20 protein-coding genes and 1 pseudogene are annotated in these 22583 nt (G+C 71.5%); 1 reads left to right on the top strand and 20 read right to left on the bottom strand.

The annotated features are described in order from the left end of the window. Window positions 1-47: 47 nt before the first annotated feature. The 5 genes from Sdia_RS17755 to Sdia_RS17735 all read right to left on the bottom strand — a co-directional run bounded on the left by Sdia_RS17755 (window position 48) and on the right by Sdia_RS17735 (window position 7021). A complete protein-coding gene (locus Sdia_RS17755) occupies window positions 48-2669 on the bottom strand; it encodes a hypothetical protein (protein ID WP_191835359.1) in 2622 nt (873 codons plus the stop codon). Continuing rightward, window positions 2666-5242, bottom strand: a complete 2577-nt coding sequence (locus Sdia_RS17750; protein WP_229831656.1) for an ATP-binding protein — start codon at window positions 5240-5242, stop codon at window positions 2666-2668. Before Sdia_RS17750 ends, Sdia_RS17755 begins: the two co-directional genes overlap by 4 nt. Before the next feature lie 62 nt (window positions 5243-5304). Continuing rightward, complete coding sequence (locus Sdia_RS17745) at window positions 5305-5820, bottom strand: hypothetical protein (protein WP_189500813.1); 516 nt, start codon at window positions 5818-5820, stop codon at window positions 5305-5307. After that, entirely contained in the window at window positions 5817-6113 is a 297-nt protein-coding gene (locus tag Sdia_RS17740) for a hypothetical protein (protein WP_229831657.1), read from the bottom strand. Before Sdia_RS17740 ends, Sdia_RS17745 begins: the two co-directional genes overlap by 4 nt. Then, a complete protein-coding gene (locus Sdia_RS17735) occupies window positions 6110-7021 on the bottom strand; it encodes a conjugal transfer protein (protein ID WP_191835358.1) in 912 nt (303 codons plus the stop codon). The genes Sdia_RS17740 and Sdia_RS17735 overlap by 4 nt, the downstream gene beginning before the upstream one ends. 327 nt (window positions 7022-7348) lie before the next feature. Between Sdia_RS17735 and Sdia_RS17730 the strand changes: the two genes are divergently transcribed. Next, entirely contained in the window at window positions 7349-8329 is a 981-nt protein-coding gene (locus Sdia_RS17730; RefSeq protein ID WP_189500818.1) for a DnaB-like helicase C-terminal domain-containing protein, read from the top strand. Window positions 8330-8513: 184 nt separating this feature from the next. On the opposite strand, the gene Sdia_RS17725 is transcribed toward Sdia_RS17730, so the two are convergent. The 15 genes and pseudogenes from Sdia_RS17725 to Sdia_RS17655 form a co-directional block, all read right to left on the bottom strand. Beyond that, window positions 8514-9410, bottom strand: coding sequence for a hypothetical protein (locus Sdia_RS17725; RefSeq protein WP_189500820.1), 897 nt, complete (start codon window positions 9408-9410; stop codon window positions 8514-8516). A 120-nt stretch (window positions 9411-9530) separates the two neighbouring features. Then, on the bottom strand, window positions 9531-9779 hold the full coding sequence (locus Sdia_RS17720) for a hypothetical protein (RefSeq protein WP_189500822.1): 249 nt from the start codon (window positions 9777-9779) through the stop codon (window positions 9531-9533). Between the two features lie 13 nt (window positions 9780-9792). Next, window positions 9793-10518 carry a deazapurine DNA modification protein DpdA family protein gene (locus Sdia_RS17715; RefSeq protein ID WP_189500824.1) on the bottom strand — a complete coding sequence of 242 codons (726 nt, stop codon included), beginning with the start codon at window positions 10516-10518 and terminating at the stop codon, window positions 9793-9795. 428 nt (window positions 10519-10946) lie between these two features. After that, window positions 10947-11981 (bottom strand): hypothetical protein, encoded by a 1035-nt coding sequence (locus Sdia_RS17710; protein WP_189500826.1) that lies wholly within the window; start codon window positions 11979-11981, stop codon window positions 10947-10949. A gap of 65 nt (window positions 11982-12046) precedes the next feature. Then, window positions 12047-12487: a hypothetical protein gene (locus Sdia_RS17705; RefSeq protein WP_189500828.1), complete on the bottom strand. Its 441-nt coding sequence runs from the start codon at window positions 12485-12487 to the stop codon at window positions 12047-12049. 55 nt (window positions 12488-12542) lie between these two features. Continuing rightward, window positions 12543-13085 carry a single-stranded DNA-binding protein gene (locus tag Sdia_RS17700; RefSeq protein ID WP_189500830.1) on the bottom strand — a complete coding sequence of 181 codons (543 nt, stop codon included), beginning with the start codon at window positions 13083-13085 and terminating at the stop codon, window positions 12543-12545. A gap of 199 nt (window positions 13086-13284) precedes the next feature. After that, on the bottom strand, window positions 13285-14760 hold the full coding sequence (locus Sdia_RS17695) for a ParB/RepB/Spo0J family partition protein (protein ID WP_189500832.1): 1476 nt from the start codon (window positions 14758-14760) through the stop codon (window positions 13285-13287). A gap of 166 nt (window positions 14761-14926) precedes the next feature. Continuing rightward, on the bottom strand, window positions 14927-15631 hold the full coding sequence (locus tag Sdia_RS17690) for a hypothetical protein (protein WP_189500834.1): 705 nt from the start codon (window positions 15629-15631) through the stop codon (window positions 14927-14929). 11 nt (window positions 15632-15642) lie between these two features. Continuing rightward, the gene (locus tag Sdia_RS17685) at window positions 15643-16401 is read right to left on the bottom strand and encodes a Rad52/Rad22 family DNA repair protein (protein ID WP_189500836.1); all 759 of its coding nucleotides are present in this window, start codon (window positions 16399-16401) and stop codon (window positions 15643-15645) included. 159 nt (window positions 16402-16560) lie between these two features. Then, window positions 16561-16794 (bottom strand): hypothetical protein, encoded by a 234-nt coding sequence (locus tag Sdia_RS17680; RefSeq protein ID WP_189500838.1) that lies wholly within the window; start codon window positions 16792-16794, stop codon window positions 16561-16563. Window positions 16795-17075: 281 nt separating this feature from the next. After that, entirely contained in the window at window positions 17076-17762 is a 687-nt protein-coding gene (locus Sdia_RS17675; protein WP_189500840.1) for a hypothetical protein, read from the bottom strand. A gap of 392 nt (window positions 17763-18154) precedes the next feature. Beyond that, window positions 18155-19258, bottom strand: coding sequence for a phosphoadenosine phosphosulfate reductase domain-containing protein (locus Sdia_RS17670; RefSeq protein ID WP_189500842.1), 1104 nt, complete (start codon window positions 19256-19258; stop codon window positions 18155-18157). Window positions 19259-19398: 140 nt separating this feature from the next. Beyond that, complete coding sequence (locus Sdia_RS17665) at window positions 19399-20337, bottom strand: magnesium chelatase domain-containing protein (RefSeq protein ID WP_189500845.1); 939 nt, start codon at window positions 20335-20337, stop codon at window positions 19399-19401. 54 nt (window positions 20338-20391) lie between these two features. After that, window positions 20392-21108 carry a hypothetical protein gene (locus Sdia_RS17660; protein WP_189500847.1) on the bottom strand — a complete coding sequence of 239 codons (717 nt, stop codon included), beginning with the start codon at window positions 21106-21108 and terminating at the stop codon, window positions 20392-20394. Between the two features lie 95 nt (window positions 21109-21203). After that, window positions 21204-22583: pseudogene (locus tag Sdia_RS17655) on the bottom strand (hypothetical protein); the annotation flags it as partial.

The following is a 22583-nucleotide window of genomic DNA, read 5'->3' as shown; positions in this document are numbered from 1 at the left end:
GACCAGGACCAGGAGCACACCGAGACAGCCCAACCGGCGCAACCGCTTCACGAACCGTCCTCCGATCCGCTTTCACGGGCCCGGGCCAGCGCATCGAGAACCCGCTGGTGGTCATCGGACGGGGACGAGACCTGACGAACAGCCCCCGGCACGGGCCGGGAGGCGGAACTCGGCGGATTCGCCGTGCGGCCCAGCACCAGCGCCGTGGTCAGCGACGCCGACCGTGCCCCGGCCCGCACGCGGGCCGCCCCGCGGTGGCCTGCCTCCTGAATCCGCCCGACGCTCTCGGCTGCCTGCTGCTCGGCCAGGTAACCGGCCACCGCAGCCCGCTGAGACAGCGTCACCGCGCCTCGCCCGGCCCGGGCCACCGTCCTGCCGACCGGCCGCCACGCCTGGCCGTCCTCCTGAAGCCGGGTCCGCGTACTGGTCCACTGCTCCCGGGCGTCCTGCGTTGCCCTCGACGACCTCTTGCCCACCGCTGCCGGAAGCCCGTACGTGGAGTGGTAGGCCAGCCGGCCCGCCCGGCTCAGGACGCGGTACCCCCGAAGCCGAACAGCCCGGTTGTGCACCCGGGTCCCCAGACCGGTGCGCTCGTCCTCGCCGTGGTTGTCCCCACCGACCCGGACCACCTCACCCGTCTGCGGGTCGACGAGCTCGCGCTCCTCGCCCCCCTCGTGCTGCCCAGGCCCGCCGCCGTACCGCTGCCACGACGGGCGGGGCGTACGAGTGTCGCCCGTAGCCACCGGCCGCCGCATCCGGTCCAGCGACTCCTGGTCCGGACGTCGTCCGACCAGGAGACCGTGGGCCCCGCGCAGCCCCAGCTTCGCCCCGAGCGCACCCGCCCCGACGGCCAGGCCCAGCGGCGCCAGACCGCGACGCGCCTCGGCCAGCCCCTGGCCGACGACGGCACCGGGGTCCATCGGCATGCCGCTGCCGTCGAGCATCGCGCCGGCGCGCGAGAGCAACCCGTGCCGGGTCCCCAGGCCGTAGGCCCCGGGCATCGCCAGACCCCCTCCGACGCCGTATCCGCCGGCCGCATGCGCCCCGAGGGCGGCGCCGATCTCCGAGGTGTCGCCCGGCAGGTGCGTACCGCCGACCTTCAGGTACCGCATCCGCTGCGCCAGGCGCTGCCCGAAGCCGGACAGGGCCCGGAACAGGGCCCGGTGGAAGAACACGCCGAGCAGCGCCAGGGCGACCAGGAGGAGGAGACGCTCGATCATCAGGTCCGGGCCGTCGGTCAGGACCGCGTCGACCGACATGCCGTAGAACGGCACGAACAGACAGGCCGCGAACGTGGCCAGCGTCGCCACCAACCACAGCCCCAACCACTTCCACACGATCTGGCGGTTGGGCCCGGGCAGCATGCTCCACACGAAGACGACGCCGCCGACCGCGGACGCGCCCGCTCCGCCGGCCTGGGCGCCGAGCAGCACCATCGTGGTCGCCATCAGCATCCCGGCGACGAGAATCGCAGCAAGCAGCAGGACCAGGGCACCGGACACCCGCTCCCACGACGGGTCGCTCGCGTAGGCGGCGGCTTCCTTGCCCACCGCGCCGCCGTTCTTCTTCAGATCATCGGTGAGCCCCGTCAGGGCCTGGTCCTCGGGGGAGAGGACCGCCGTCCCCTCCTGCAACTTCTCCTTGACCACGTCGACCGGGGTCAGCGGGGGAGTCCTCCCGAGCGTCTCGTCCACACAGAGATCCCGCATCGGCTTCGTCGCGACGTCCTTGCACTCCTCCTCGGCCTCTGCCTTCGTCATCGGCGCGTACTTGCCGGTCACCCACTTCACGTGGGCCTCGTACGCCGCCTTCTCGTCCTTCTTGCCGGGGTCCAGCAGCTGCCCGTACTGGAGCAGCATGAACGGCTTCACGACGATCGCGTTCGTGACGGCGTCCTGAATCGGGCGGGCCACGGCCGCCGCCTGGCTCCCGGGCTTCACCGGCGCCCACTCCTCGCCCGCGCCGCACGCCACCTCGGCACCGCTCGCGTTGGTCGCGCACGGACCGGGCAGATCACGGGAGACCTTGCCGCCCCAGTCGTAGGAGTCGGCGACCGCCTGCGACACCTCCGCGCCGGCCCGCTGCGAGCTCACCAAGGGCCCGTCGACGCCGAGCAGCACATCGGGTCGGATGAAGGCCGAAGCCGCGAACGCCCCCAGCAGCAGCGTCAACGCGATCTCCCCCAGACCACGCGCCGCCCGGCCCCGCACGAACAGGATCAGCCCGAAGGCGAACCCCCACGAGAGCATCAGCCCTTTGAGACCGAGCCGGTCGACCACCGCGTCGTTGTACGCGTCAGCCGCCTTCTGCGCCGGCTCCATCAGCAGCGACAGAAGCGGGAACCGGAACGCGAACTCGACCATCCAGCACGCCAGCCCGACCAGCAGCACCACCAGCGTGAACAGCCCGCCGATGACCATCACCCGGAAGGACTGGCCCATCGACAGAGAGGAGCCGCCCGCTCCCATCTGGTAGCCGGAGAGCGGGATGCCCTCGGACGTCTTGATCTGCAGCAAGGGTGCGAGGAGCCCGCCCTCCTGGCTACCGCCGCCGGTAGCTGCCCACGCCACCTGCGTGTTCACCGTCAGGAACACCACGGTCAACAGCAGCACGTGCACCACCGCGCGCCGACGCCCGCGCAGAACCCACCGCAACCTCCAGCCGCTCACGACCGAGCCCCCTCACGCACCGTCTTCACCAGGCGGTTCGACGACCCGCCCATCGGCCTCGCACCTGGCGTCGTGAACAGCCGCTCCCGGACGCGCTCGATCGCGGGAGGCAGGATCTTTACCCGGCCCACGTTCTGTCGCGGGGCACACAGCAGGACCTCGCCGGCCCGGTCCTTGCGGCCCACCGGCGCCAGGTCCGTCGTCACCAGGCGGACGCGTTCCTTCGTCGGCTCCAGCCCCAGGAACTTCAGCCCGCGCTGGGCCCGCTCTCCGTCGGCGGTGCGGGTCAGCACCCGGTACGCCATCAGCCCACGGTCGGGCCCGAGCTCCTCGGCATCGTGAGCGCCGGCGATCAACCCGGCCAGGTGCTTGCGCCCGTCGTGCAGCACCTCGTGCACCAGCGAGAGCCCTTCGGCCGAGCTCGTCAGCCAGTACACCTCGTCGGTGACGATCGAGCAGAACCGCGTCGTGTCCGCGAACGCGGTCTCGCGCGCCAGGGCGGCGATCACGTACAGAAGCGCCCGGCCGATCAGCGCTTCCAGGGGCTGCTGCGCCAGCGCTTCAGCGTTCCCGTACGCCGACTTCGGCGGCAGGGTCAGCCCCGCGGTGGTGATGACCATCAGGTCCGCGTCCATGTCGCCACGGAGCGACAGCGCCGGCAGCGTCGGGTCGAAGACCATCGCCGCCAGCGGGTGTTCGGAGACGATCCCCAGCAGGTCGGCGGCCTCGGCCGCCGCGTTCCGCCGCGCCGGGCTTTCCGCGGACGCCTCCGCCCGCTTCAGCTCACCCAGCACCTTCGACATCGACGGGTCCGGGCCGCCCGCGACCGCCTTGACCGCCCGGTTCACCGCCGAGCCCGTCGGCGACATCGGCCCCACGCCGAGCTGCAGCGTCAGATACGACGTGGCGTACCGCGCGGCAGTCGACCTACCGAAGATCCGCAGCGGGTCGATTGACAGCCGGGCCTCGGCCGCATCGATAACCTGACACCGACCGGGAGCCACCGCCTGGCCGAACGCCGCCCACTCCCGCATCGGCGTCCGGTCGATCACGATGGCGCGTTCTCCGCGATCCACCACCGACGCGGTCAGCAGCTTCTGCATCACCGACTTGCCCGAGCCCAGGTCCCCGACGACTCCCAGCGACGCGGACGCGTCCGCCTTCGGAGCGTCCGACAGATTCACCAGCACCGGCCGGCTCGTCCCGCAGTCCAGGTCCAGCCCCAGGAGCATCCCCGTCGGGTCGCCAACCTCCGTGCGGCCGAACGCCCCGAGCATCGCCCAGTCCTCGCTCAGATGGTGCTGCCGGAACTCCACGGTCCGCCAGTTGCTCACCGTTCCCGGCAGCCCCACCCGGAACAGCTCCTCCTGCAACCCCACCGGCCGGACCAACCGGTAGTCCGCACCCGCGAACGACGCCGACAGTGCTCGGGCACGTGCCTCGCAGATCTCCGGCGTCGGCCCCCACACGGTGAGGACCACCACGGACTGCACCTCGACCTCGGAACCCGCACCGAGCCGCGCATCGACCTCCCCGAGGTCCTTGGCGGCGCTCAGGATCGCCGGGGGCGCGCCGGTCGGCCGCCGGGTGTACTGCGTGGACTGGTCCACCAGATCGTTGCGCTTGCGCTCGACCTGGCGCCGGGCCTTCTCCGACGTCACCACCTTCGTGTCGATCGTGTAGTCGACCGGGAACGGCAGCTCCTCCAGCTGCGTGAAGATGTCCGCCGAGTCGGCCGCCACCTGCCTCGGCATCTGGGACAGGACCAACTGCGCCTGGTAGCCGGTCCCGGCCTCGACCTCGACCTCCAACCACCGCCTCGCCACCGGCGACCCCTCGCCCCGGCGAAGCCACCCCGGTGTCCCACCTGCTCCCCGCTTCGACCGGGCAGTCTCCTGCTCGTCCTCGGCCGGGACCGCCGCCACGCCGCCCTCGGCAAGACGCACCTGCCCCAGCTCCATGTACGACGGCGACCGCAACGCGCCGCCCGCCCCCACCTCGGACCCGTACAGACCCGACTCCTCAGCCCGGGCCAGCAACGGCTCCTCCAACCCCCGGTGCAACGCGTGCTTCACCAACCACACGATCTCCGCCGGCCGCGCCGGACGAAGACCCAGCGCCCCACCCATCTGCGCCTCGACCTGCTCCGCCTTCTCGCGGTAGAAATCGAGTTGCTCCTCGGAGACCGGCCGCGCCCGCAGCCCCAGCGGCGCCGCCACGTCCGCCCACACCGAGTCGAGCACCCCGTGCCAGCTGTGGCGCCCCGGCTGATCGAGAGGCACGGCCAGCCACAGGACACGCTGATGCATCTCCTGCCCGTCCAGCAGCTCGACCGCCGACTCGACGTGGTCGAGCCAGGGCAGAGAGCGCGGGTCGTCCTCGTCGACGCCGTCCATCATCTTCCAGGCCACCTCGGCCGGGTCGACCTGCGCGCACACACCGAAAACGCGCGGTTCACCGGGCAGAGACCGAATCAGCGCCGTCACCTGCCCCAGCAGCTCCTGCCGCACCTCCGCCGGGACGTACGCCCCCTGCGCCCGCCCCTCACCCGCACTGGGATCGAGCCGCCACACAGCCCAGACCGTGCCGCTCGCCGCCCACACCAGATGACCGGCTACGTGCCGGAAAGGAACCCTCATCGCCGTCCTCCCAGTCCCGCCACCAGCCGCTCCAGCTCCGTCACCGGAACCAGAGCTGCCTGAACGCCCTCACCCGGCACCCGCTGAACGTCCCGCCGAGCCCCCGAGCCGCTGCTCTCCGGCTCGCCCCCGCCCACCAGGTCCTGCACGACGAATCCACCCAGCACCGGCGAGGAGCGTCGATCGCGTGCCGCGCGGCCACCCACACGGCCACCCACCGGCCGCAGCGCGCCGACGACGAGCCCCAGGCCCGCCATCACCGGGTCCCGGCCGGCGATCTTCGCCCCGCGAAGAGCCCAGACCGCGAAGCCCAGGGCCAGAGGCGGCACCGGACCCAGCACGGCCCACCACCACGACGCCGTGTAGACCAGCGCCAGCGTGCCGAGCGCCAGCACGATCAGCTGCGCCGGGGTGAACGGCCCGAACGGCACGTGCCAGTCACCCAGCCGGCCGATCACGCTGGGGAACCGCCGAGCGAACGTATAAGTGCTGCTGGTCCTGACCGCGCTCATGCCCCACCACCAGGACCAGGGAGTGCCGGCGCCGAGGCCGCGGCCTTCGCCGGGTTGTTCACCTCGTCCTCGAACGCGTCCGACAGGCTGTCCTGCGACCGGTAGATACCCAGAGCCACGACGAACAAGAGGATGGCCCCGATGGCTGACTTCATCGACAGGGTCCGAAGCGCCGTGATCGCGACGATGGCCACCAGCACGGCCTGGAGCCCGTCGTCACCCCAGCCGCTGAGCATCGCGATGAAGCCGTCACCCAGATCCTCCAGCGCACCAGCCAGCATCACGCCGTTCACCGGGCACCCCGCTCCGCGCCCGCACCGGCCTCCAGACCGGACACCTCCCACCGGCCCGCCCGCGCGGACAGCTCAAGCTCGTAGGTGAGCGGCACCTCACCCGCCGCCGACGCGGCCGTCACTCGCGCCTGGACCCGTGCCTTGACCCCATCAGCCGGCTCGTCCCACGCCCCTTGCCTCTGCGCCCGTACGGCCTCGACCTCGACCGTGGTGAACGGTGCCGGATCAACGGGCCCAAGCCGAGTCCCCGGGGCAAGGTACGGGCCCACCTCGCCCACCCCGCACAGGTACGCGGCCAGGAACTGCTCCACCGACTTGGTCAAGGCGCTCCCGGAGCGCACCTGCGTCGAGTAGCGCTCCGAGCCGGCCTTCCGCAGCGCCGGGGCCGCGACCTGTGCGGGGGCGTCGCTCACCCGCACCTGCGAGAGCGTGGCGTCGGCCTCCACGGGCACGGCGTAGAACCGGGTCTCCCCCTCCGCGCTCTGCGCGGCCACCATGACCCGCCACCGGCCCGCGGCCACCGTCGTGCTGCGCACCGCAGCGGTCCGCTCCGCCACGAAGGGCTTCGGCGCGCCCTCTCCCCGAGCAGCCTTGGGCAGACCCACGGAGGGCCCCATGACCTGAACGGCTCGCTCCGCGTCACCGTTGCCGGCCATGTCCGAGCGCAGCCACGCCGAGAGGAACATCTCCGCCAGCCCGTCCGGGTCCGTTGCGGCCCGCGGAGCCGGCCGGCTCACCGAGACCGGGGCGGGGGCGGGCGCGGGAACCGCCGCCACCACCAGACCGATCGGCCCCGCGGCCACCGCGCACCACACCCCGGCGCGCACCAGGGTCACCCGCCGCCGCATCGCGGCCAGCGTCACCGACCCCTCGGCCGGCCGCGGCCGCGCCTTCCTACGCTTCTTCAAGACCATCACAGGGCTCCTGGGTTGACTGGACTGCTACGTCCTGAGGCAACCCGGCGGCCCCAACCACCCCCGCACGCTCTTCCCCCAACCGACATCGCGGCCTGGTCACAACTGGGCTGGTTGGCCCGCTGGTTAGGCCCACAAATCGGGACGCATCGGTGCTAGCATCTCCGCGATGGCCGCCGCTGAGGCGGTCCGGCGAGCCCGCCGCAGACCCGTGACTGCCCAGGGCGACGATGCCCCGGGTGCCACGCACCACCTCAGCGTCCCCGGCGGATCAATTCCGGCGCGCAGGGCACGGGACCAGCCGCGCCCGAACGGAACCACGTGGTCAGCAACCACGCCCGAAAGCTCGCCAACGCCCGGGTGCAGCGCGCCGGGGGAGGCTCTCGCCGAGAAGCGGCTGCCCGCCTTAGCGCGGCCACCTTCATCCCCACCGGCCTAACCGGCCTCGACCGTCTCCTCGGAGGCGGCCTCCGGCGGAGGGAACTCGCCGTACTTGCGGCCCGCACCGGCATGGGCAAGTCCATGTTGGGCCTCGCCTTCGCGCGGCACGCGGCCATCCGTCTCAGGCGGATGGCCCTGGTGGTGTCGCTGGAGATGTCGCACGTCGAATTGACCCACCGAATCCTCGCCGCCGAATCGGGGGTGCCCACCGAGAAGCTCCTGCGGGCCAGATGCGACGACACCGAACTGGCCACGGTCGCCCACACCGCCCTGGCCGTACAGAGCGCGCCCCTCTACATCGGCGGCGACATGGCATCCCCGGGGCTTGCCGAGATCCAGGCCCTGCACGCCCGGTACGAGCGAACGGGTGCGAAGCCCGACATCCTGGTCGTCGACTACCTCGGCCTCATGAACACGCCCCACACCACCTCGCGGGAGCGGGGAGTGGAAGTCATCCTCGACGGGCTGTCCCATCTCGCCGAGGAGAAGAACCTGGCCGTGGTCCTCGTAGAGCAGCTGGACCAGGCGCTCCTGGAGCGCGAAGATCGCCGGCCCCGCGTCACCGACATGGTCCACGCCGAGCAGATCATGCCGAGAGCGAAGACCGTGATGCTCTTTCACCGCCCTGCCTACTTCGCCCCACAACACCGCGAGGGCAGGTACGACCGGTCCCCGGACCCGGGCCTGTATCCGGAGCACCTCTTCCCTCGGTTTGGACTTCCTGAGCCGACGCGGCAGCCGGCTCAGATCTCCGTCTCGCGCCACCGGGGCAGCCGGTCTAAGGCCGTGAAGGTCGTAGCAGACCTGTCCCGTTCTCAGTTCTCCGACCTGCCCGTAGACAAAGCGCCTGCGGGCTGCTGAGTCCAGAACGAAAGAAAGGGGGCCGCTGCCCGGACAGGACAGCGGCCCCCTCTTGAAGAAGAGGCGGTGGCCGGCTCGCCGTAGGCGGGGAGAGGTTGACAGCCCCTCCATACCGACCACCGTGTGGGTCATCCGGCCCCAGGGCGATCAACTGACTGCCCATTCCGGATGTCCACTCCTCTTCCTAGCCTACATGGCCGGCCTTCGCTCGTGCCTGAGCCAGAACGGCGGCCTTCTTCCAGCGGGCCGGCGGTCCGGGATCATCAGGCCGGGCGAGGTGCGGCAGCGCACCGCGGGCGATCATGGTGCGCAGGCTCTTCGCGTTGGCGTACCCCAACAGCGGAGCGGCCTCCTCGGCCGTCAGCAAGGGATTGTCGCCCTCGCCTTCCACTGGTGGCTGAGGCTGCGGACGACGTTGCTCAGCCTGCTCTTCAACAACGCTGCGGCGCCAGCGGCGCACGCGCCGACCGTTCAGCCTGGTGCTGGCCGGCTGGGCGAGGAGAGGGAGATCGCCCTTGTACAACGTGGTGTCGAAGGAGCTCACCCCGCCCAGCCCGAGGATGCGGGAAGCCTCTGCAGCGCCGATGAGGTCATCCGGCGCCCCCGTGGCCGCGGTGGTCGCCGACGGCTGGCGCGCGGAGGAACCCGCCCTCCTGCCCTGCCCCGGCCGATTCTCGTTCCACGCGTCCACGCGGTCGGCGCGCCATCGGCGCCGCACCCTGCCGGACTCGGGGGACTCCACCTCTTCGTCGGGGTCGATGAAAGAGCCCTTGTCGAAGTAGGTCTTCAGCTGCGCAGGGTTCTTGTACCCCAGTCGGCGGCTGGCCTCGGCGGCCGTCAGGAGTTCGCCGGGGTCGCGTTGCACCGCTCGGCCGGGAGCGGAGGCAGGTTTCCGGCGCCTGGCGAACCAAGCGTCGACTTCTGCCTCTTCCCACTCGCTCTGCGGCCGCTTGCCGGCGCCCGGGCGGGTTCCTTTGGCCTCGGGGAAGCCGTTGCTCTTGCGAGCCGCATAGAGGGAACGGACCTGCTTCGCGGTGAGCTGGTGTGCTGCGCCGATTTCGTCGGCATCGACGCGAGGCATGGGGAACGTCCGATCTCCGGCGGCGTGAACAACGCAAATATTAGAGCATCTAGGCTGGGTGTGCACCCGCTTCCGCGAACTTGTCGTGCAACTCGGTTGGTCCGGGCGAGTAGAAAGCGGTCAGAGCTCCTCGCGCACCAGTGTGACGCCGCGGTGAGCAGCGAGCTCGACCATGCGGTCGTAGGCCATGGCTTCGGCGGTTCCTGCCCACTCTTTGAACTCGGCCACCGCACGGGCAGAGCCGTACGGAGCTGCGCGAGCGGCGGCGAGGCCGGCCTCGTACAGATCGCGGGCCTGGCGAAGCAGGGCGAGAAGCTCGTCCTCGGTGGCCTGTTCGGCGGCTCCGCACAGGGTCAAGATCGTTGTCATGAGTAGATCCTCCTCAGGGGGATGTGTGCCGGAGAACGGCCTGTGTGTCTGCGTACCAGCGAAGAGCCCACTCTGGACAGCTGGAGCAGCTCTTGTGGAGGTGCCCGGCCAGCGGAGGGTTGTACCGGGCCCCCGCGGACCAGGCGAGCGAGTCGGCTGAGGCAAGGTACCGCCCGTACTGGGCGAGGCCCTCGCGTTTCACCCCGAAGCCGTGCAGGCGCAGGCCCGCCGCTGTCAGGGCCTGGACGAGGTTGCCGATCTCGGCGGTGTGCTGCCGACGGCACACCGAGCCCAGGCCAACCAGTGGTTCGCGCTCCAGCGCAACGCCGGCCTGCCCGTACAGATCGAGACAGCGCAGGTAGTGCCTGGGAGCCCAGCCCTGGAGGACAGGGATGAACGGCTGGTCGGGCGCGAGCCGGCGCAGCTCCAGGAAGTTCTCGATCGTCCGCTCCTGGTGCAGCCGAACCGCCAGGTCGAACTCCCGGTCCGTGCGGCCGGCCCGGCCGGAGTGGTGCGGGGCCGTGCCGCGGAAGTACTGCGGGTGATGAGGCGGCAGATGGTGGTTGGCCCCGAAGATCACCTGCGGTTCGCACATCCAGTCCTGAGGCGCGGCCCACCGCACCCGCTCCTCACCCAACTGGGCGCGGAGGCGTCGGACAAGAGCGGCATACTCCTCGGGGCCGGTGCGCCAGGTCCCGTACTGCTTGAGCTCGGTGAACCCTCCGGAGTCCAGGCACACGTCGTGCCGAGAGGGGGGGCAGCGGGCCACCGCGGCGAAGCCGGTTCACGGAGATGAACAGGGTTACTCCGAGGAAGCGGGAGTCGCGCGTCCAGGCCGGCATGTGGGTGCCGAGGAGGAACGTCGGCAGAACTGGCGGGGTCGGGTTCGAAGTGGCGATACCCATGACCACCTTCCTCTCGTGCGGACGAGGCGTCGGGGCTGGAGCCACCTGTTCCAGGACACGGCCGCATTGCCTGACCTGGGGATCTTGGTGGTCTCCGTACGGGCGCAGGGGCGAAGGAGGGGAGGGGAGGGGAGGGGAGGGGAGGCCCGGAGTAGCGCCGCTCGCTCAGAAGAGCTTCGGAGGTGACGAAGTCCGGGCGGTCCTGCCGCCCCTGCAGCCCGAGGGGAGCGTCCTTGAGGTCGGGGACGCCCCCCTCGGTCGTTCAGTGGTCGGGCTCGGGGCGGTGGTCGTCGTCGAGCGGGGTGCCTGCGCGGTACTCGACTCCGGGTTCGGGGGAGAGCAGGTCGCCGGTGGCGTGGTCGGTGCAGTAGGCGTCGAAGACCTCGGCGGCGGTCAGGGGCCAGGCGCGGCCTGCTCGAAGGCGCCACCCACGCACCTCCTCCGGCCGGCCGTCGACCCGGCTGCGCATGACGAGCCCGCCGGGGGTGGTCTGCGCCAGGGCGTAGGCGAGCAGGGCGGTGAAGTCGGCGGAGGCTTCGTCGTGGCGGAAGGTCGCACCGGTGCGGGTGTCCACCAGCAGAATCGCGGTCTGGAGATTCCCGGCGAGAGAAGCTGAGCAGAGGATCTGGTGGTGCCCCGGGGCGGTGGTGTCGAGGAGAGCCTGAAGGAGGTGGCCGACCCGGCGCTGGGCATCGAGGATGGAGCCGCGTTCTGCCAGGGCACCGAGCCGGCCGTGGAGCGCCTCGATGTCCCGCTGCGCCTCGGCGGCCCTCTCCTGCGCCTCCCGCAGGCTCTCTGCGATCTCGGCGCGACGCGAGGGACGGTGGTGGTCCGCGTGGGCGTTGGCGTGCGCCCAGACCAGGTGAATGGTGGCCATGTGGACGCCGAGGACGGCCTGAAGTGCGGTACAGGCGCGCGCCTGCCCAGCGTCGGAGATCTCCTCACGGTATCCCGAGCGCTTGTCGAAACGGTGGAGGGAGAAGCGGTCCACGTCTTCCGGGGCGAAGACACCGAGAAGGCGGGTCCCTCGGGAGATGCTTACGCCGTTCACGGTGAAATGGGCCTGGTGCTCATCCCACGGGTCATCGGCCACGCGGACCAGGAAGCGGCTCGGCAGGACTTCGAACGTGCCGCCGTGGTGCGGCTCGATGTGGACCAGGCCCGAGACACGAGGGCCCTGCACGGTGTAGGTCGTGGTCCAGTTCCTTCGAGGCTCAGCGGTGCGGGTCTCGACACGCTGGACGTGCATGGGGCCGAACGGCGTGTCGACCGAGGTCGGGGTGGGGGAGTCGGTCATGGCGGTCTCCTGGTTCGTGGTTGAGGTGCAGCAGCGCTTCTGTGGTGGCGTGGGGGCGGGGGAGGTCAGGGGCGAGGCCGGTTGGCGGGGAGCTTGCCGACGGCGGTTGCGACCCCGAGGCGCCACCAGTAGGCGCGCTCGGAGTGCCAGTTGGCGCGTACGAATTCCGGGACGGGGAAGCCCAGGTGGGTTCGCGGTGCGCGGGATGATGTGCCCGGGGCGGGTGGAGCCGGGGCGGGGGGAGGGGCCGTGATCGTGGCGACGACGTCCTCGGTCAGTGCGAGCGGCCCCCGTTCCTGGCCAGGGCCGACCAGTTGCCACACGGGGAGGTCGTTGGCCTCCTGGGCGATGTAGCGCACCTCCCATGGGCGTCCCTGGTGTGTGAGCGAGAGGGCGATGCTGCTGCCGGGTTTGAGCGTCGGGACGCAGCGGACGCCGGCTTGGGCGAGGGCGTCTCGAAGCTGCTTGGTGAACTTGGGCGGGATGGCGCGGGGCAGGACGGACATGTTCGGCTCTCCTCGTGGGGCGGGAGCCGGAGCGCAACGGGTTGTTCAGCTCCGGCTAGAGGTGGTTCGGGGCGGGGCGGAAGTCGGCGGGGCGCGGGCGGATGTCTGCCGGGCCCCATCCGGCGGCGTTGTATCCGGCGGCGTTGTGCAGGACTCGGGCCTCGGTGGGCTCGGGCGCCGCCCCGGGCGCCGGCGGGCGCGGCGCTGGCCTCGGGGGTGTGGCGGGAGCGCTCTTCACCGGCGCGGCGGCAGCGGGGCCCGGCAGGGCTTCCTCGGTGTACGCGATACGGGCGCGGAGACTGACTCCGAGTTCGTCCACGCTCAGCCACTGCGTGTCCTCGCGCACCTCGGTGATGCGGCCGAAGACGAGAACGGAGGTCCCTTCGATCAGAGACTCGGCCGCGTTGCGGGCCAGGTCGCGCCAGGCCGTGCACACGTAGTGAAGGGGCGGGCCGGAAACCCAGCCCTGGGCCTGGTCCCACCGGGGAGGACTGCTGACGAGCCGGAAGCGGGTGACGACGATGCCGCTGTCGGTGAAGCGGCTCTCGACGCTGCCCTGGACGTCACCGACGATCTGGATGCTGGCGGGGTGCGGCATGATCACTCCGATCGGGGCGGGGGCAGGGCTGGGGGCGCGTGGGCTGCGGGGCGCCCGGTACGCGCTGCGAGGGGTGGACGCATGACTCGGAGCCCCGCGGTTGGTTCGTGGTTGGGCAGGTGGTTGCCCGGTGGTTGGGGTTGCGGTTGGCCCCGGTTGGGGTGAGGCTCGGCCTCACCCCAACCGAGAGATCCGCAGATCAGCCCTGGTTGCCGGTGGCGGTGCGGTACCGCGCCACCGCTTCCTGCTCCACCTCGCTGAGCGTGTGGCCCAGCTGCTCCAGGAGCAGCAGCCAGGAGGCGCGCCGCCGACCGAGGTCCATCCAGCACTTCCGGTCAGCCATCGAGTGTTCGTAGGCGGCGGCGACGTGCGCGACCAGAAGGGCGGACTCCTTCGCCTTCGGCAGAGCCAGCAGATCGCCGCAGTCCCGGCTGGACTCCTTCGCGGTCTTGCCCATGAAGCCGTGCACCTTGACGGTCTCCCGGTCGGCTGCGTACTTCGCGTACACCGAGGGCAGCTCCAGGAGCGTGCGCAGTGCGAACGCCCTGGCCTCCTCCGGGATCTTGGCGCCCCGGCACAGGGAGGTGATGAAGGAGTAGCGGGGCTCGCGTGCAGCGTCCCAGGCACGGTTCCCCTCGATCGTCCGGCGCCGCTGCGCCGACTCCTCGGGGCTTAGCTTGCGCTTGGGCTCCTTGGCCTCGGGGCGGACGCGGTGCTTGTACTGGCCGGGGTCGGCGCAGTGCCACACCACCTCGTTGTCGTCGTCGACCGTGGCCCGGTGCCCCGGGCACTCCCGGTGCGCCTCGGCTGTCAGGTCGTTGCCCAGCGGCGTGATCAGCTCCGTCAGGGGGCGGGAGGGGTCCTTCTCCCAGGAGTAGCTGGTACGCAGCACCTCCACTCCCTGTTCCTTCAGCGACGTGAGCACGTCCGCGCGCTTCTGCGTGTGGGCCAGCTCGGCACGAAGGAGAGCCATGGCCTGGTCCCAGTGCCCCCGCTTCCCGGAGTCGCCGTCCTTCGCGCGTGCCTCCAGCAGTCGGCGCTCTGCGCCGGGAACCTTCGCGACCTCTTCGAGGTGCGCCATCTGCTCCAGGTCCAGCCCCTGGCCGGCGGCCTTGCGCAGGGTCGCGTCGTCCAGGCGCTGCGCGGCCCTCGCGTGCGCGGCGGCGCCACGGCGGACTCCCAGCGCCTTGGACGCGGTCGCCAGGTACTCCTTCGGCATGTCGAGCAGGCACTGTTCGAGCGCGGCCACGTTGTCCCGGTCAGCCATCGGGTCGCGGTGCATGTTCTCGATGGCAGACAGCATCCGGGTCCAGCCGTCCTGGTCCGTCAGCTCCTCCCAGACGAACGCGTTGACCTCCTGGAGGTCGCGGCCCTCGGCCTTCGCCGTGCGGTTCGCCTCCTGGGCGGCCTGCGCACGGCGCCACCCCTTGAAGACGCCGAACTTTCCGTCAGGCCGGGGGCGGACGGAGATCGCGTCCTGCACCCCCAGGGCCTTGATCGATGCGATCTGCTCCGCGCTCGGCTCCGGGTTGGTCTCCCGGGCGTTGCACGTGTCGCGGACCAGGAGCGCGGGGTCGAGGGAGACGGCGTGGGCGGGAGGCTGGAACGGAATGCCTGGGGGAAGGGCGGGCTTCTGGCTGCTCGCGGGCTTCTTGGTGGAGGTCTTCGTGGTCATGTGTGCTACTCCTCGTTGATCTTCGGGGTAGCTCGGGGCGTCACCCCCGAACAACTTCAATAATAGTGTCTATCGGGTTCCTGTGAACCCCCCCTCACGGTGACGGCCCCGCCTGGGGCCGTCACCCAAGAGCCCTCTCGGGCGTGCGCCCCTCGTGGCCGGCCCGCTACCGGTCAGCGGTTCCTCGCCCGAGAAGCCGCTGAAGCCACTCCCGAGACAGTTGCGCCACCATGAGCTCCGCGCCGCCCTCCACTCCGGACTCGGGGTCCGCCGCGATCAGGCGGACCGCATGAGAACTGGCCTTCCGGTACACCTCGACACCGGGAGCTGGCAGCGACCGGACCTCGCCGGTGTTCTCATCGGTCACCTCCACCAGGCAGGCGCCTCGCTTCACCCACTGACGGACCAGCTTCTTGAAGTACGCCTCACGCACCACGGGCTCGACCTCCCCGGGCGCGATCCCGGCGATGAACTCGGCGAACGCAGCCCGATTGGTCACGCGCACCGCCAGCGTCGACCGGGGTGAAGTGACCATGGCGACGGAGCGCCCGTCCGGCCCGGCGGCCTCCTCGGGAATCGTCCGCCTCGCCTTCTTCGCCCGGGCCACGAGCAGAGCGTTCTGAGCCCTGCGCTTGTTGTACCGCGCCGTGGCCTCTTCCTTGAGCCAGCGCAGCGAAGCTTCCTCGTTCAGCCCTTCGGCCAACTCCTGCTCGTCAGCCTCCGTGAAGTCCTCCACCGGTGCCTCGCTGGCGCTGCCCGCCGAGTCGGCAGGGGAGGAGGACGTTGCCGTCGAGCCCGGATTGCGAACCGCCTGAACGATTCGCCGGGCCACAGAAGACAGCTCCCGCTCGGGCCTGTCCGGGTCGTTCATGCCTGCCTCCTTCACGTGTCGCTCCCGGCTTCGTCCAGGGCGTCGACCATGGTTTTGATCTCGCCGGGGGTTGCATCCTCAAGGCCGTGGCCGAACGCCTCCCTGAACGCCCGGTGCACGTCCTCGGCGTCCACCCCGGAGCTTGCGGCCTCAGCGATCAGCGAGCGCGCCTCCGCTCCCAACTCCGGTTCGCCGCTGTGCTTCGCCCCCTCGCCCTGCGGGTCGGGGGCCTCCCGGGGGAGGGGGGCGTCCTCGGCCGGCGGATGGGACCTCGGGTCGTACGGCAGCATCGCTTGCACCACCGGGCGACGAGAGCCCTGGTTGTACAGGGACAGGCCGAAGGTGTCGCCCAGGTTGATCGCGCACCGCTTCAGGGCCGTCGACAGGGCGCTGGTGAGGGCTTCGTGGTGGGCCGCTGCGTAGTCCGGCATGTCGCTCGTCCCGCAGGCCGCGGCCTGGTCAGTCGTGGGCAAAGGGTGACCGCACGGCGCGTAGGTGTGCAGACGGACCTGCGCCCGGTATGCCACGTCATGCCGCAGGCCCTCGGACGTGGGGCGAGCCTGATCCCGAAGAAGGGTGAGATCCAGGGTCTCCTCACCCCAGCCGCCCACCCCGAAAATACGGATGAGCCAGCGGCGGACATCCCATGTGTTGAGGAACGCCCCCTTATCGTCGAGAACTTGGACCCGCTGTTCATCGATGGGCCGAAGCAGGTAGTCGACCTGGGAAGGCGAGAGGCGGCACACGTGCGGCCTTCGGCGGGCTGACATCTGGTGACTCCAATCAGAGGGAGGGGGGGCGACGCCGGTGCAAGGCGGCGGCACACGCACCGGCTGCCGGGGCATCCCGTGGTGTGCGTCCGCCCACCGGGGCTGGCGCAGACCAGAATCGGTCTGCGCCGGTGCCGGGACGGAAAGGTCACAGCGGCCCTAGACCGGGCCGGCGGTGATCCGGGCGGGGGCGGGGTAGTGGACGGCGCACGTCCGCACGGCGCAGGGCAGGCCCCCCGACGCGACGAAGGCGCGGTGCGCCTCGAACGCCGCCACGATCCAGTCGTCGCCCAGGGTGAAACACGGCCGCTTCTGCTCCCACAGGGAGCGCGCAGCCCGGAGCTTGGGCAGGGTGTAGGTCTCGCTGGCGCCGTGCTGCGCGACCAGGTCCACCCAGGGGAAGCCCGGACCGCCTCGTAGGCCGAGCGGGAGTAGTTGAGGCCGGACGCGGGATCGATGTCGTCGAGGTCCACCCCGGACCGGACGCACAGAGCGATCCGTGCATCCGAGGCGGAGGTGCGGTGGTCAGCCGTTCGGGTGGCGGACTCAGCGCTCTGCGCCACAAGGCCGAAGAGCAAGTTCGAGCAGTACAAGGTGGTCTCCTTCGAGATGGCCCGGAGGGGAGGAGCCGGGGGCGCGCCCCGCCCCTCCGGGCGGCTGTACGGCGCTGCGGCCTATACCGGGGGAAGGGGGATGATGAGGCGGCGCGTCGACAGCTGGGCCCAGCCCAGGGCGGAGGGGTCGTCACCGCCCAGGAGCCAGTCGAGGCTGCTCGCGAGAATCTGGTCCGCCTCGCCGAGCGTCTCGGTGTCGTAGCACTCCAGAGCGCACGTGCCGTCGCTGCACACCACGTTCCGGATCGGGGCGCCGTCCTCCACGTCCACCAAGAGGGCTGCGGCCTCCGGCAGAACCGCGCGCAGAACCTCGGCGGTGTCGCGCACCGCCGCCGCGATGAGACGATGCCGCGCGTCGCTGAGCGGGTCGGCCCCGGCGCCGGTCCGCGCGGCGGACTGGGGGCTGACGGCGTACCAGCACCACTCGAACCCCCCGACGCCGTACCAGCCATCTACGTTGGGGATGATCGAGACGCTGCCGGGCTCGCCGAGGTACGGCCAGCGGATGTGCACCACCATGGGGCCCCGGCCGCCCAGCCCGTCAGGAGCGTCGTCCACCACGTGCACTGTGTCGTCGAGGCCGTACCGGCCTTCGTGCCGCGCGGACTCTGCGAGGAAGGCGGCCACGTCGCGGACCGTGCACAGCGTGAAGTACGGGTTCTCCGAACCCTTCCACCGACGGCGCGGGTCGAACCGGGCCGGAAAGGCCGGGCCGCCGAGAGAGACGAAACCATGTAGTACGGGCACCGAGTACCTCCTTGGACGAGAGGGGGGCGAAGTGGCTCCGCCCCCCGGCCTGTGGGGTCAGAGGCTGACGTCGGCGGCAGCTTCGGCGCGCCACATGCGGTTCTCGACCCGTCGTAGCTTCCGGCGGAAGGCCGGGCCGCTGTCGCCCTCGTCCGCACACCGGTGGGGCAGGGCCCGGGAGGAGCTGATCACCCCATTGGGGCGCCCCGCGCGGTTCTCCCTGCTGTGGTACCGGCGCTTTCCCGTGCCGGGCACCGGTGTTCGGCGGGCGAAGTTCATCGTTGTGCCTTCCGTTGATCTTCTGGGAGTTCGGGGCGTCACCCCTGAACAACATCAATAATAGTGCGTAGCGGTGTGGTGTGAACCCCCCTCTGACCTGCGAAAACGCGAGATCAGACAGGCAGGCCGTACACCGCCTCCTGCCTCCGGCGGTATTTCGCGGTCACGGCCTGGCCGACGATGGCGGCCATCGCCGTACCGGCCGGTGGCCGCGCGGCAGGACCTTCCGCAGCCTCCAGGACCTGGGCACGCCGGATGATCTCCCGCATCGACAGCCCCGCCTTGAAGTCGGCGCCCACCGTGATCTCCATCCGGGCGTACGAGGCCGCCAGCTCCGGGACGCGCCGCGCGCCGTTGACCAGGTCGCTGGTGCAGCCGAGGACGCAGAACACGCAGCTCAGGCGCCGGTTACCCCAGTCGTACGCGGGGTGGTACGGAAGCCGGGACCGGGCGATCTCCCGCCACACCCGCCGGTCGCTCCACCCATGGATCGGCCGCCACGTCGTGATGTGCCGTTTTCCGTTGCTCGCCTGCTGGTTGATCTCCACCTCGGCGAGCTTTGCCCGCTGACGGCTCTCGGCCGCCCGCTGCCCGATGCACTCCAGGATGCGCACCGGCCGCCCCAGGTGGGCCAGCTCCGCCGTGAGCCGGGTGTACAGGGTCCGGATCGGGCCCCGCTTGGCGTCCGGGGTGCACCAGCGCGCTGAACTCGACGGCCAGGCTGGCGCCACCTTGGCCGTCGACGGGTCCTCGCCCCGCGCCCGCGCCTCCTCCTCGGCCTTTGCCTTGAGCTTGCCGTGCCGGATCTCCACCCGGTCCAGCAGATCGGCACCCTTGGCCTGCACCACCTCGAACCGCGGAACCCCGGCGAGGCGCGCCTGGCGCTCGGCGAGCTCCCTTGTGCCCGCCCACTCCACCCGGCCGAGGTCCGCGTGGACTACGACCACCTTGTGCAGCATGCCCAGGGCCCGCGCACGCCGCACGACGTACGAGAGCATCGCCTGCGAGTCTTTCCCTCCGCTGCTCGACACCACCACCCAGTCCGTATCGCGGATCAGCTCGTCCGGCACGGTCGTCCACGGGGCAAGCGGGACCGAAGCGTGCACGGTCCGCGCCTTCCTCCCGCTCGGCTTGGACTTCGGCGCTGCGGGGGCGGGGCGGGGTAGCTGTCCAGGTGCCTGGAGGATGGCGAGGTCGAACAGGGGCTCTTTCTGCATGGTGAGACTCCTCAGGGGCGGAGACGGGGGGAACGGCCCGGCTCGACACGCGGTGGACGCTGGAGCAGCGCCGGCGGGGCCGCACCGGCGTGGAGGGGGCGCCGGGCGAGCCAAGGCGGGCCGCCCGGCGCCCCTGAGGCTTAGCCCCGGCAGGACGGGCAGAGCGCCTGCGGGGTGCACGGATGGTGGGCGGGGGCCTCATCGCCGCAGTGCGCGCAGCCCTCCGGGTGGTGCCGGTGGGCGGCCAGCAGCCCCACTGCCTCGGTGAGCGAGGCGGCCGTGATGATCCGAAGGCCACGGACGCTGGGCACCGCGTCGGGCGGAACGATGACGGTAGTCGCGCCCGACGCCGACGCGGCGGCCATGCTGCTGCCCATGCTGGACGGGGCGCGCAGCCCGCCGTCGAGCCCGAGTTCGCCGATCGGGGTGACACCTACGAGGGAAGACGAGGAGAGGTGCCCGATCGCGGTCAGCAGGCTGACTGCGATCGGCAGGTCCAAGCCGCTGGCGCCTGCACCAGAGTCGCTGGTGACGTGGATGTCCTCGGGGCTGAGGTTCACCAGAATGTTCGCGGCGGGCCAGCCCAGCCCGCTGTTCACGATCGCCGCTCGCACCCTGTCCCTCGTCTCGTGGGAGAACCGGCGGAGAGGAAGGCCGTCGACGTTGAACCTCGACCGGCCGGGGACGCTGCTGGCCTTGACACGGTAGGTCGTGCGAGCGGTGGCGGCGCGGCTGTACGCCCGGCCGTAAGGCTCCGCAACAGGGGGCGGGGCGGCATCGAGGTAACTGTCGAGCTGGCTGTCCGGGGTGAGGCCGTAACTTTCGGACCCGGACCTCTCGCGCAGCGCGGCAACGAGCTGATTGACGGCCACGCCGGCGCTAGGGGCGAACTCAGTGTGCACGCTGCCGGAGGCGTCGTAGGTGTCGTACTCGATCTCTTCCAGAGCAACTGCCCGCTTGACGGGGTCGAGGGGGGCGGGGGCGACCTCCCAGAGGCAGTAGCCGACGCCGGTGTCCTGACCGATGATGATGAACTCACGGTTCCCGAAGAGGTTTTGAGCGCTGGGTCGGATGCTCACGTGGTGCTCCTAGGATCGATACGAGAGGACGTGGGGCCAGTCCCGGGCGCGGCTCTAGGCCGCGCCCGGGCCGGGGGGTTCAGGCGAAGAGGGCGCGGAGGTGTTCGGCGCGGTGGGCGCGGGATGCGGCCTGGGCCGTCGCCTGCTCCTCGTAGTGGTGGTCGTCGCGGTGACCGCAGGAGCAGAGGGCGAGGTACAGGGGGATGCCCGGGGCCCAGACGCGGACGCCGTCGGCCCGCGTGATCTCCTTGTCCGTGCCCATGTGGCCGGTCTCGGTGCGGTGCTGGTGCAGCACCATCGCGACGCGGCCGGCGAAGAGACCAGCACGGTGCCGTCGGGGTCCTCGGTGAGCCAGCCCGCGGCGAACAGCCGCTCGGCGGCCGCCGGCGGGATGGAGCCGAACCCCGCGTGCACGCGCCCTCGGTCGCGCCGCGCGGGCGTGGAGCTGTACTCCTCGCCGACGACCAGGTCCAGGTCCTGATACTGCCGCTCGGTCAGCCGTCGCGGCTTGACGGTCGGCTTCAGGCGGACGACACGGCGGAGCGTGCGCCGGTCCGTGCCGGTGGCGGTGGTCCAGCCGGTGACGGTGCGGGTGATGGTGAGGCGGCCGGACCGGTCGGTGTCCGGGTCGACCTTGTCCTTCTCGACGATCGCCCACGCGATGAGGTCGTCTGCCTCGGCGGCGGTCAGCGGCCGCTCGGAGACGGAGCCGTCGTAGTCGGTGGTGCGGGCCTGGTAGGCGTGCGCGACGGTGGTGGCGGTGGCGGGCATGGCGGTCCTCACGGGAAACGGAACGGGAAGGGGGAGGGGGGCCGGGGGCCGGGGGCCGGGGCACGGGCGGGCGCGCCCCGGCCCCCGGGCGGGGGTCAGTCGCCGAGGAACTTCTTCGCGGCCTGGCCCGGGGTCAGCTCGGTGCCGTCCGGCAGGCGCCACCGGAGCTCTCCGCCGGGCAGCGAGACCATCTGGCCGGGGGCCCCGGACTCGCGCAGACGCGTCGGGATCGACGTCCGGGTGTACCCCGCCTGCACGGTGACCGTGCGGCCGCCGATCTGGTGGGTGCCGACCGTCCGGAGGGCCGGAGCGACCCGGGGCGGCGCCGTCAGCGTCCCGACCTCGGTGGCCAGCTCGGAGGTGCGCAGGCGGCGCGTGGCCACCCCGCCCTCCCGGCGGTAGACCGGCCCGGCCACCGGGTGCTCCTCGGCGGCCTCCACCGCGAGTACCCGCATCGTGGCCTGCACCCGGGCGATTTCCTTCCCGGTCCGGTCGAAGACCACCCACCAGTCCGTGAGCTTCCCCTCCGGCTCCGGCGGCAGTTCCGGCAGCGGAGAGAGCGCGGCCAGCGGCACACGCCGCTGACCCTGGTGGCGGGCGCTGTCGACCTCGACGGTGCCGTCCTCGGCCGGTTCCCCCTTCACCAGCACCACGTCTCGCGGCTCGCCCTCGGCCTCGTAGACCGCCATCTCACCGGCGGGGAACTGCCGGGCCAGCTCAGCCGTGCGGGCAGCGGGGTGCATCGCGTAGGCCAGCTCCCGAACCGTTCCGGGGGTGAAGCCGTCGATCCGGCCGGACGCCTCCAGGTGGGCGGCCAACGCAACCCGCACGGCCCCGGTCACCGCCTGGACGTGCGGCAGGCGCCCAGCGTCCCGCGCCGCCTGGCGCAGGGCGGCGTACTCCGCAACGCTGGTGCCGCGCGTCAGTCCGTGGGCCGCGTAGGCGGTCATAGACCCGCTGACCCATACATCTTGGACCTCCGACACATCCCACCGATCCATGTACTCCGCCACGGAGTCGGCGACGCACAGCAGGGCCGCGGCCACCTCGGCGGAGGAGACGGCGGGCTCCTCGGCCTCATCGGTCCGGCCGGCCGCCGGGCGCAGGTTGTCCAGAGGCGGGGCGTCGATGATGCCGTCCTCGCGCTCGACCCGGGCGACGACTTCCCCGCCGCTGAACCAGACATCCCGCAGCGGGCCGCGTCCGGCCGGTACGGTCTCGGGTCCGTCCGGGCCCTGCACGGTGCGCTCGTCGTACTCCACGACGTCCCCGAGGTCGAGTCCGGACGCCGCCACGGCGGCCCCGACGCTGTACGGCAGGGGCTTGGTCACGCGGGCGACCAGCCGCGTCTTCATGAGCCGCCGGACGGATACCTCGCCGCTGTCGTGCGACTTCTCGGTGATCCGCAAGAACTTCGGGCTCGCCACCTCGACCGCGAGCACGGTGGTCTTGGCGCCCTGGTTCCACATCAGCTT

Origin of the sequence: Streptomyces diastaticus subsp. diastaticus (assembly GCF_011170125.1) — a bacterium.
GTDB classification, from domain to species: domain Bacteria; phylum Actinomycetota; class Actinomycetes; order Streptomycetales; family Streptomycetaceae; genus Streptomyces; species Streptomyces diastaticus.
This window is presented reverse-complemented; position numbering and strand designations above follow the sequence as displayed.